Origin of the sequence: Mesorhizobium sp. M7A.F.Ca.US.005.03.2.1 (assembly GCF_003997795.1) — a bacterium.
GTDB classification, from domain to species: Bacteria; Pseudomonadota; Alphaproteobacteria; order Rhizobiales; family Rhizobiaceae; genus Mesorhizobium; species Mesorhizobium ciceri.
Genome location: NZ_RZRP01000299.1, coordinates 1 through 6,788, shown reverse-complemented (window position 1 = coordinate 6,788; position 6,788 = coordinate 1). Strand labels below are relative to the sequence as shown.

Here is a 6,788-nt window from a genome sequence, read left to right as displayed (position 1 = left end):
CGCCAGCAGAACGCCGATCGCGATCCGCTCGGCCGGCCGCGCGCCAGCCAGGGTCCCGATTTCGGCGATTCGGTGAAGGTGCCCGACGAGATCGACGTCCAGCGCGCCCGCCAGATTCTGGAAGCGATCCGCAAGCGGCTCGGCAATGCGCTCAGCCCTGACATCGAACGCAGCTATCTGGAACGGCTGCTCGAGCTGAAATAGAGCAATTCCAGGAAATGTGTGAAGCGGTTTTCCGTCCGGAATTGCGAAAAAACAAGGGGATTGCCGCCCCCGTCCATCCCACCTGAAAACCCTCTCGCACGGTTGCACCACCATGCCCAGACTTGGCGCCGTCACACCCATCCTGCGCATCTTCGACATTGCCAAGGCGCGTGAATTCTATGTCGGCTTCCTCGACTTCAAGGTGCAGTGGGAACATCGCTTCGCCGACGACGCGCCGCTCTACATGGCGATCGGCCGCGACGGCTGCGTCCTGCATCTCAGCGAACATCATGGCGACGGTGCACCCGGCATCGCCCTGCGCATCGAGGTCGAGGACATCACGGCTCTTCATGGCGAGCTGACCGGCAAAAACTACCGCTTCGCCAGGCCAGGCGTGGAAGAGACGCCTTGGAAGACCCGCGAGGTATCGGTCGCCGATCCGTTCGGCAACAGGCTGCATTTCTACGAGGATGCCGCCGGCTGACTGAGCCTGTTGACGAAGGCTTCGCGGATCGCATCCTGCATGCCGTCGATCGCCTCGCCTGACGCGTTCGGGTTGCGGTGCATCACCACGTTCGAGGAATCGATGGCGCCGAATCCGTCCGCCGTGGTCAGTTCACGACAGCCGTCCGGAATGTTGCTGCGCGAGATCGGCGCGATCGCCAGTCCGGAGGTGACGGCGAGCTTGAGGCCGCCGGTGGTGTCGCTGGTATAGGCGACACGATAGGCAAGATCGCGCTGCTCCAACGATTTGATGGCGAAGTCCTTGCACCAGCCGGCCCGGTTGTAGAGCGCGATCGGCACCGGCTGTTCCTCATGCATGTGATGCAGGGACGATGTCACCCACACGGTCGGGTCGTGCATCAGCACTTCGCCGCCGGCGGGATCCTGCCATTCGAACACCACGCACAGATCGAGCTCGCCGGCAGCGAGCGCCGCCATCTGTGCCCCGGAATGGGCATAGCGCACGGTGACCTCGACCTGCGTATGACGCTTCGAGAAAGCGCCGAGCGCGCGCGACAGGATGGCGTGGCCATATTCCTCCGGAATGCCGATGCGCACCGGCCCGCCAAGCGGCGCTGCCGCCATCGATGCCGACGTCTCGTCGAGCAGCGAGACGATGCGGCGGGCGTTGACGATGAGTTCGCCGCCGCGCCGCGTCAACGCGACGCCGCGCGAACCGCGCTCGAACAGGCTGGCGCCGATCAGATCTTCGAGCTTCTTCATCTGCATCGACACCGCGGATTGGGTGCGGCCGGCCTGCTCCGCCGCCTTGGTGAAATTGCCGGTCTCGGCAATCGCCACGAAGGTGCGCAGGAGGTCGCTGTCGAGGGTCGGCCGCATGAAATCCGCCATAAGAGAATTTGATTGCTGGCATCATTCCAATTCGTTTGCAACATGTCAAACGGCGGATGATAGTCGCCTCACCCATTGGATATGCGGCTGCGAAATCAGCCGCGGACCAATCAAGAGTCCTCACTCGTGCCCGCTGCCCGAAACGGTGGCGGGTTCTTTTTACCCCGCAGGCGGCAGCTTCGGATCGTACGCGCAGGAGCCTGGATGCAGATGCAAAATCGGATGGTGGGCGGCATCCTGAGCCTGTGCCTCGGCGTGCTGGTCTTTTCGCTGCAGGATCCGCTCGTCAAAGCCGTGTCGAGCGGTTATCCAGTGACCGAGGTGATGGCGATCCGCTCGATCGTCGCTCTGCCAATCCTGATCGTTCTGGTGCATGCCGACGTCGGCTTGCGGGCGATCCTGTCGAAGCGATTCGGCATGCTGACGGTGCGCGCCTTCATCCAGTTCACCTCCTATACGATGTACTACCTGGCCATCGCCGCCTTGCCGCTTGCCGATGCGGTGGCGCTTTATTTCATGGCGCCGCTGTTCATCATGGTGCTGGCCGGGCCCTACCTTGGCGAGCGCGTCTCCTGGCAGACACTGGCAACCGTGCTGATCGGCTTGTTCGGCGTCCTCGTGATGCTGCGCCCCGGCGCAGGGCTGTTCGACTGGGCAGCGCTGCTGTCGCTGGGCTCGGCGGCGCTCTATGGTTTTTCGCAGCTGATGGCCCGCAAGATCGGCGACACCGAATCGTCCACCGTGATGGCCTTCTATCAGAACGGCGCCTATCTGGTTGGCGCCGCCGTGGTTGCCGGCGCGTTTCACCTTGCCGGCATAACCCACGCCGTCCACCCCAGCCTCGAATTCCTGGTAAGGCCATGGCTTTGGCCGACGCTGCCGGATTTTCTCAAGATGGCCGCCTGCGGCTTCGTCGCCTCCGCCGGCATGATCCTGCTGTCGCAGGCTTACCGGATGGCGCCGGCCAACCGCGTTGCCACTTTCGAATATACCGGCATCCTGTGGTCGCCGCTGTGGGGTTTCCTGTTCTTCGCCGAGGTGCCGCGGTCGACGACCGTGATCGGTGCCGCCTTGATCATCGGCGCCGGCCTGCTGGCGCTCAACACCGAACGGCGCAAGAATGTTCCACCCGTGCTCGCTGCCGCCGACCCAGCCTGATCAGGCGAAGCAGATCAGCGCCCGTTCGACACGCGAGCGGATTTCAGCCAGCGTGAAGGGCTTCTGCACGACATCGAGGATGATGCCGTTCAATTCCTCGGCGCGCTCGCGCTGGTCGGCATAGCCGGTCATCAGCACGATCTTGATGGCGGGAAACAATGCTGCCGCCGCTATCGCCATCTCGATGCCGTCCATCTCCGGCATGCGGATATCGGAGACGACGAGATCATAGCCGCCACGCGCGGCCTGGATCAGCGCAAGCCCCTGCGCGCCATCCGCAGCGATATCGATTGTGTGCCCGGCGCGTTCAAGCGCGCGGGCGGCCAGGGTGCGGACGGACTCATCGTCCTCGACGATCAGAAGCTTTGCCATGGCCGGCATATTTGGCCGCCAAAAGTTGACTTTTCCTGAAAGCGCTGAGGATCAGCAAACCTTTTTGCTGCCGCTCAGGCATCCCCTTTGACGACACCGACAAAGGGCAACTCGCGAAAGGCATGGGCTACATCCATGCCGTAGCCGACGACGAAATAGTCGGGGCAGTCGAAGCCGACATAATCGGCATTGAGTTCGGTCTGGCGGCGCATGCGCTTGTCGAGCAGCACGGCGATCGAACAGCTCTTGGCGCCCCGCGACAGCATCAGCTCCCGGGTGAAGCTCAGCGTCTTGCCCGATTCGAGAATGTCGTCGATCAGCAGCACGTCGCGGCCAGCGACCTCATTGTCGATGTCGCGCAGCACCCTCACCTCGCCGCTGCTGGTGCCGGCGCCATAGCTGGAGATGAAGATGAATTCGACCTCCGGCGACAGGCCGACATCGTGCATGGCGCGGATGAGATCTGCGGCGAAGATGAACGACCCCTTCAGCACCGAGATCACCAGGAGGTCATGGTAGTCGTGTCCGGCAATCTCCTTGGCGAGTTCGAGATTGCGCCGCGCGATCGCCGATGCAGAAAACAGGACTTCGATGTTCTTGCCGCGTACAATTGGCATTTTTCGCCCCGCTGATTTTCTTGCCTAAACGCGTTCACGCCCAGCATGTGTTGAGATTCAGGTCAGGCTGAGTCGAAAACGGTGGTTTCCGAGAACCGGAGCGGAGCGTACTGAAGTACGTGAGCACCGGAAGCGCACGAAACCGCCGTTTGCGGCCAGTCTCACCTGAATATCAGCACACGCTATTCGGCGAAGGTGACCGATACAGTTCTTACACCGTTTCTAGGCACGTCGAGCCGGCTGGCAAAGCCGAATCTTTCGCCAGAGGCCAGCGAACGGCCGGATGTCCCCAACGTATAGCGGGTGATGTGCCCGTCATTGCCGGTCACCCGGATTTCAAGCGGCGGCAGCTGCGCCGGTTTGGCGCCGTCATTGGCGGCCTCGCCATCGACGAACAGCGCAGGGTTCGGTCCGGAAGCATCGACGCGTGACGTGACGCCCGAAATGCTGAGCGCCGACGCTTGCGCGCTGGACAGGAACGGCACCTGGCGCACCAGCGCGTGCCCGCCGGAAACCCAGAAGGCGGCCAAGGCAGCGCCGATGCCGGCGATCCAGAAGATCGGCCCGCCGCGCGAGGCTGGTAGCCGCTCCGGCGGGGCTTCGGGCTTGCGCAGCATGTCCATGCCTTCGATGGGTGGCATGACGATCGCACGCGGCAGCGGCGAAACGCTTTCCACGGCAGGTGCAAGGCGCGGCATCACCACGTAATCGGCATCGACGATGTCGGCGGCCGAACCGCGCATGAACCGGTCCGTCGCGGCAATTGCCGCCGGATCGGTCATGATTTCGCCGGAAACCGGGCGCGCGGTTCGATCGTCAGCCATCATGGCCCCAGCATTGCAGCACGTGTTCGCTTTTCGTTTCTTTTGCGTAAACACAAATGGTTAACGCTTCCCCACCGGAGCCCTCGTGACGAGTCGAAAGAGCCTAGGAATTAACCGCCGGTTAACCATGCCGGCCGATGGTCTTTACCCAGAACAGGCCGGCTCACTGCCGTGCCGAATTTCAGGTCGTCGAAATTGATTCGCTTCGAAAATGTCGGCCTCCGCTATGGCATGGGTCCGGAAATCCTCCGCGACATCTCCCTGCACATTCCGGAGCGCTCCTTCCAGTTCCTCAGCGGGCCTTCGGGCGCCGGCAAGACGACCTTGCTGCGCCTGCTGTTCATGTCGCTGAAGCCGACGCGCGGGCTGATCACCATCTTCGGCAAGGATCGCTCCCGCATTTCCCGCACCGAGCTGCCGCATCTCAGACGCCGGATCGGCGTGGTGTTCCAGGATTTTCGGCTGCTCGACCACATGACCACCTATGAGAACGTCGCGCTGCCGCTGCGCGTGCGCGGGCGCGAGGAGGCGAGCTACCGCACCGATGTCACCGAGCTGTTGAAGTGGGTCGGGCTGGGCGAACGCATGCATGTGCTGCCGCCGGTTCTGTCCGGTGGCGAGAAGCAGCGCGCCGCGATCGCGCGGGCGCTGATCGAGCAGCCGGAAATCCTGCTCGCCGACGAACCGACCGGCAATGTCGATCCGCCGCTGGCGCGACGCCTGCTGCGGCTGTTCATCGAACTCAACCGTCTCGGCACCGCCGTGGTGATCGCCACCCACGACCTCGGCTTGATGGAGCAGGTCGACGCGCGCCGCATGATCCTGGCCGGGGGAAGGCTGGACATCTATGACTGAACTGTCCGCCGAACATTTTGTGGAAAGGGAGCAGGACGCCGAGGCGACCGAAGCAAAGCCGCGCGCCCAGCGCAGGATGGCGCCGATCGTGCCGGCGCAGAACATCGCCGGCCGGGCGCTGGTGCTGGTCATCGCCATCATGACCTTCCTGTCCTGCCTGACTTTCGGCGCGGTGACGCTGGTGCGCGACACAGCGTCCGTCTGGGAGAACCAGATTTCACGTGAGGCAACGATCCAGATCAAGCCGGTCGACGGCCTCGACATGGAAGCAGCCCTTACCCAGGCCTCGCAGATCGCCGGCGAATTCCCCGGCGTCAAGGCGACCCGGATCATCGACCGCGAGGCGACCGCGCGGCTCCTTGAGCCCTGGCTGGGCTCGGGCCTCAACATCGACGAATTGCCGGTGCCGCGACTGATCATCGTCACCATCGACGAGAACAGCCCGCCCGATTTCGCCGCCATACGCGCCGCGATCACCCCGAAACTGCCGAGCGCATCGCTCGACGATCACCGCACCTGGGTCGACCGGCTGGTGGCGATGGCCCGCACCACGGTGACCATCGGCATCGCCGTGCTGGCGCTGATGCTGTCGGCGACGGTGCTGACGGTGGTGTTCGCGACGCGCGGCGCCATGGCCGGCAACGGTCACATCATCGAGGTGCTGCATTTCGTCGGCGCCGAGGCACGCTTTATCGCGCGCGAATTCCGCCGGCATTTCCTGGTCACCGGCATGAAGGGAGCGGCGGCCGGCGGTGCTGCGGCAGTGCTCGTGTTCATCGTCTTTTCCTGGTGGTCGTCGCGCAATATGGCGACGCCGCAGGCCGACCAGGCGACCGCCCTGTTCGGCAATTTCGCCATCGGTTCGGCAGGCTATCTCGGTGTCGTCTTGATGGTGCTGGTGATCGGCGGACTGACGGCGGCAACCTCGCACGCCACCGTCGTTGCCTATCTCAGCGACATCGATGTCCGCCAACCGGATGCAGGCTAATTCATGTCCCCCAAAAGTGGGAACGGGTTTTGGGATAACGACATGGATAAAACACGGTGATCACGAATAGAGAATTCGCGTAACGCAAAGTGCGTCTTTTACCTACCCAAGGCCGCATTTCAGGATTAACCATATGGCGATGGACGCGCGGGATTCGACCGGTACGGCTGGGCAGATGCCAGTGGTGGTTGCACGTTCGCATGACCGCCGCGCTGTGAGCCGTCTAAGAGCCACGCTGCGCCTGTCCGCCCTCTCCGTCCTCATCCTTGCAACTTTGTTTGCCGGCGGTTTCGGTTGGGTCGCCAACAAGGTCAGTCACCTGACGACGCCCGCCAATCCGGCCAGGGCAGACGCGATCATCGTCTTGACCGGCGGCCAGTCCCGCCTCGATGCCGCGATGGATCTGCTGGCGTC

9 protein-coding genes and 1 pseudogene are annotated in these 6,788 nt (G+C 63.3%); 6 read left to right on the top strand and 4 right to left on the bottom strand.

Going from position 1 to position 6,788, the window contains the following annotated elements; all coding sequences use genetic code 11:
• A partial coding sequence (locus tag EN991_RS17760; RefSeq protein WP_127369227.1) for a DUF4175 family protein occupies positions 1–204 on the top strand: 204 nt, incomplete at its 5' end.
• Positions 205–316: 112 nt separating this feature from the next.
• Positions 317–688 carry a glyoxalase superfamily protein gene (locus tag EN991_RS17755; protein ID WP_063169090.1) on the top strand — a complete coding sequence of 124 codons (372 nt, stop codon included), beginning with the start codon at positions 317–319 and terminating at the stop codon, positions 686–688.
• On the opposite strand, the gene EN991_RS17750 is transcribed toward EN991_RS17755, so the two are convergent.
• Positions 667–1,548 carry a LysR family transcriptional regulator gene (locus tag EN991_RS17750; RefSeq protein WP_024503767.1) on the bottom strand — a complete coding sequence of 294 codons (882 nt, stop codon included), beginning with the start codon at positions 1,546–1,548 and terminating at the stop codon, positions 667–669. The two genes, EN991_RS17755 and EN991_RS17750, sit on opposite strands and share 22 nt — an antisense overlap.
• 222 nt (positions 1,549–1,770) lie before the next feature.
• On the opposite strand from EN991_RS17750, the gene EN991_RS17745 reads away from it, so the two are divergent.
• Complete coding sequence (locus tag EN991_RS17745; protein ID WP_164753801.1) at positions 1,771–2,718, top strand: DMT family transporter; 948 nt, start codon at positions 1,771–1,773, stop codon at positions 2,716–2,718.
• Here the strand turns inward: EN991_RS17745 and EN991_RS17740 are convergent, their stop codons facing one another.
• The 3 genes from EN991_RS17740 to EN991_RS17730 all read right to left on the bottom strand — a co-directional run bounded on the left by EN991_RS17740 (position 2,719) and on the right by EN991_RS17730 (position 4,534).
• Positions 2,719–3,090 (bottom strand): response regulator, encoded by a 372-nt coding sequence (locus EN991_RS17740; protein WP_024503765.1) that lies wholly within the window; start codon positions 3,088–3,090, stop codon positions 2,719–2,721.
• Between the two features lie 74 nt (positions 3,091–3,164).
• Positions 3,165–3,707, bottom strand: coding sequence for a hypoxanthine phosphoribosyltransferase (hpt, locus tag EN991_RS17735; protein ID WP_027162903.1), 543 nt, complete (start codon positions 3,705–3,707; stop codon positions 3,165–3,167).
• Positions 3,708–3,889: 182 nt separating this feature from the next.
• Positions 3,890–4,534, bottom strand: coding sequence for a hypothetical protein (locus EN991_RS17730; protein ID WP_127369225.1), 645 nt, complete (start codon positions 4,532–4,534; stop codon positions 3,890–3,892).
• 192 nt (positions 4,535–4,726) lie between these two features.
• On the opposite strand from EN991_RS17730, the gene ftsE reads away from it, so the two are divergent.
• From ftsE to EN991_RS17715, 3 genes and pseudogenes are all read left to right on the top strand, one after another.
• A complete protein-coding gene (gene ftsE / locus EN991_RS17725) occupies positions 4,727–5,386 on the top strand; it encodes a cell division ATP-binding protein FtsE (protein WP_010911739.1) in 660 nt (219 codons plus the stop codon).
• On the top strand, positions 5,379–6,374 hold the full coding sequence (locus EN991_RS17720) for an ABC transporter permease (RefSeq protein ID WP_013529399.1): 996 nt from the start codon (positions 5,379–5,381) through the stop codon (positions 6,372–6,374). Before ftsE ends, EN991_RS17720 begins: the two co-directional genes overlap by 8 nt.
• A gap of 133 nt (positions 6,375–6,507) precedes the next feature.
• Positions 6,508–6,788 (top strand): annotated as a pseudogene (locus tag EN991_RS17715) (YdcF family protein); the annotation flags it as partial.